General features: G+C 41.7%; 2 protein-coding genes and 1 pseudogene. All 3 read right to left on the bottom strand.

Features of this window, described 5'->3' with window-relative positions; translation table 11 throughout:
- Window positions 1–338 (bottom strand): arsenate reductase, glutathione/glutaredoxin type (arsC, locus tag P5683_RS18520; protein WP_315651462.1); only part of this gene is annotated, 338 nt, incomplete at its 3' end.
- Window positions 339–364: 26 nt separating this feature from the next.
- A complete protein-coding gene (gene arsH, locus P5683_RS18515; protein WP_008054310.1) occupies window positions 365–1,009 on the bottom strand; it encodes an arsenical resistance protein ArsH in 645 nt (214 codons plus the stop codon).
- Between the two features lie 7 nt (window positions 1,010–1,016).
- Window positions 1,017–2,170, bottom strand: a pseudogene (gene arsB, locus P5683_RS18510) (ACR3 family arsenite efflux transporter).
- Between the last annotated feature and the right edge of the window lie 633 nt (window positions 2,171–2,803).

The raw sequence follows: 2,803 nt of genomic DNA, 5'->3' as shown, positions 1-2,803 counted from the left end.
CTGGGAAAAATCTCCGGCTTTTCCGCTGGGTCGTCTAATTGCCAATCCTCAAATATCTCTCGTGTTAGCCATTCTTCTGGCAAATTCACACCGCAACCACAGAGGGAAATTACCGCGTCATAATCTTCGGGTTTAAATTCACTTAAAGCATTAGAGGTTTGCTTGCTAATATCAATACCCACATCGTCCATTGCTTTGATAGCATAAGGGTTAACTTCGCTGCTTTCCAATCCCGAACTGGTCACAGCTATTTTATCTTTTCCGATTACCTTAGCAAACCCCTCAGCCATTTGGGAACGGGAGGAATTTTTTTTGCAAACAAACATGACTTTTTTCATGGTTTCTCCAGATTTTTAAGGTATAACTAAAGTGCTTTTTGTGCAGTTTCAATAACTGCTTTTTTGGCGATTTCCTGGCGTTCACTGTGGCGGTCAGTCAAGTAATCGACCTGATCCCGCAACAGTAGGGTAAATTTATAGAGTTCCTCCATGACATCAATAACCCGATCGCGATAAGGTGAATCTTTCATAGTTCCATCCTCATTAAACTCCTGATAAGCCTTAGCAACTGAGGATTGATTGGGAATGGTAAACATTCGCATCCAACGCCCCAAAATTCGCATGGTATTCACCGCATTAAAAGACTGGGAACCTCCGCTAACTTGCATCACCGCTAGAGTTTTACCCTGAGTAGGTCTAACCGCACCAATACTCAAAGGTATCCAGTCAATTTGGTTTTTCAGAATACCAGTAATATTACCGTGCATTTCTGGGGATGACCAAACTTGACCTTCTGACCATTGACTAAGTTCGCGCAATTTTTGAACTTCTGGGTGAGACTCATCAAAGCGATCGCGCAAGGGTAAATCATGGGGATGAAAAAAACGCACTTCCGCACCCATATCAGTAATAATTCTAGCGGCTTCTTCTGCTAGTAACCGACTGTAAGATCGCTTTCTTAATGAACCATACAAAAACAGGATTCTGGGAGGATGGTCAAAATTAGTCATGATTGAATTAGCAGTTTAAACAACGGGGGTCTAGCAGTGTAGCTTTTTCCGGTTCTCGCGGAAACCAAAAAGCCGTTTTTTGGCAAAACTTCACCAACATTAACATCACCGGAACCTCAATTAATACCCCCACCACAGTTGCTAAAGCCGCTCCAGAATTTAAACCAAACAGTGTCACCGCCGTAGCGATCGCTACTTCAAAATGATTACTCGCGCCAATTAAAGAAGCTGGCGCAGCATCCTCATAGGATAGCTTCATTTTCAAAGCCGCCACATAGGTAATCAAAAAGATAAAATTGGTTTGCAGAAATAGTGGCACAGCAATTAACAGAATATGCAGGGGATTTTCCACAATTAAATCACCCTTAAAAGCAAACAGCAAAATCAGGGTAATTAATAAAGCCGCCGTAGCCACAGGACTTAAATATTTCAGGAACTCTCTTTCAAACCAAGCCTTTCCTTTCCTTTATACTGAAAAATCAAATAGCGAGTATACATCCCCGCCGCCAGTGGCAAACCCACATAAATCAGGACTGATAATAAAATAGTTTGCCAAGGTACAGTTAAGTTATTTGCCGACAGCAACCACCGTCCCAATGGTGCGTATAAAAACAGCATCATCAGCGAATTAACCGCCACCATAACCAGGGTAAGTCCTTGGTTGCTGTAGGAGAGATAACCCCACATTAAAACCATGGCTGTACAGGGGGCAATTCCCAATAAAATAGTCCCGGCAATATAGGAATCAGCTATGGGAATTTCTGCCCCTCTTAATATCTCAGTTCCGGCGATAATTGGTCGAAATAACCACCCCAGAAAAAATAGAGAAAAAGCCACCATGGTAAACGGTTTAATTAGCCAATTTATCACCAGAGTTAATAGCACTGGCTTAGGTGCTTTAGCCGCATTCACCGCCTGGGTAAAGTCAATTTTTACCATGATGGGATACATCATGAAAAACAGACAAATGGCGATAGGAATTGACACCTGATAGATACTCATTGAATCCAGGGTTACTGCCACATCTGGAAACAATCGACCCAGGACAATACCTGCTATAATACAGAGAATCACCCATACAGTGAGGTACTTTTCAAAAACGTTTAATTTACCCCCTGCTTGTACGGCTGATTTATTGACTTTTGGCGAATCATTACTCATGTTAAATCCTGACTATTAGGACTTGCTTTAATCCCCATATCTAAGTTGAGGGACTAAATACATACCCCACGGGGACCCGGAAACCTAATTAATCAGGCCCCTAGTCCCGGTCAAGTTGGGTATAGTATCTATTATTTCAAAAAAAATTGATATGTCAAGTAGGCAGAATATATATAATCTGGCAGAATTGACTGAGAGCATATTGGCTAAAACCATCTATGGCAAGTCAATACAGACAATTGTGGTATAGCAATTTTGAGCAATAAGCGGTTTAATTGCGATTATGGTAATCTATAAAAATCAAAAAATATTGATATTGTCCTCTTCCCAGAGATGGCTAGTGGAGACTTGGGTTTTACCATTAGCCCCAGAGTCAGATTAGGAATAGAGGCGAAGCGTTTACTTTAGCCTTGGAATTGTAGCAGTTCAGATTGGTATCCAGGGACTTGATGCGATCGCTTTTTTGTCCTAGCTGGGAATTTGTACTTATATTGTCCATTTTCCCAGTAGGTTGTCCCCAATTGGGCCAGTCTGATTAATTACTCCTTGGCTTTTCCTCTGGGATGGTTAATCCGGCCAGTGCGATCGCTTAATCCTGTTGGGTACTGCCTATATTGATTTAGGATTGTGTAA

The sequence above is a fragment of the Limnospira sp. PMC 1279.21 genome (assembly GCF_032349615.1).
In the GTDB taxonomy this organism is placed as follows: Bacteria; Cyanobacteriota; Cyanobacteriia; order Cyanobacteriales; family Microcoleaceae; genus Limnospira; species Limnospira fusiformis.
The sequence above is the reverse complement of the archived record's forward strand: the minus strand, read 5'-3'. Positions and strand labels throughout refer to the sequence as shown.